Here is a 465-nt window from a genome sequence, read left to right as displayed (position 1 = left end):
CTTGTTCAGTCCGCGACCAATGCCGTACTCCGGTTCATCCTTGGCTGCGATTGTGGCTTCCAGCAGCGGCTGCAGGATCAGGCGGTTGGTCAGCAGTACGTCGTACTCGACCTCGGCCTTGGCCAGCAGCTTGCCGCCAGAACCCATGTACAGCGTGGCCGAGCTCTCGAACTTGTACGGCGCCAGGCCCTGGATGCCGATGGCCTCCCAGGTGCGCTAGTCGGCCGGCCGGAAGTCCTGGCGCACGCCGACCAGCACGTCCCACCACGGCGATACGCTGCGACCATACAGTGCTTCCAGTGACGACGACTCCGTGCGGCCGCGGCTGCGTTCGCCATCGGTGCGCAACCACAGGCGGTTGATGTTGCCACCGATCCAGCCGGTGGCCTCCCAGGCCTGGCCGGTGCTGTTCTTGCCGTCCCAGTGTTCGAGGCGATCGATCAGCAGCAGGCTGTTGATCTGCGG

Annotated in this window: 1 pseudogene; it reads right to left on the bottom strand. The window is 65.4% G+C overall.

The features are described from left to right. Positions 1-465 (bottom strand): annotated as a pseudogene (locus VG556_RS22455) (copper resistance protein B); the annotation flags it as partial.

This window comes from Stenotrophomonas sp. CASM106 (assembly GCF_049384825.1).
Taxonomy (GTDB): Bacteria; Pseudomonadota; Gammaproteobacteria; order Xanthomonadales; family Xanthomonadaceae; genus Stenotrophomonas; species Stenotrophomonas muris.
Note: the sequence above shows the minus strand (reverse complement) of the source record. Positions and strands in the feature narration are given on the sequence as shown.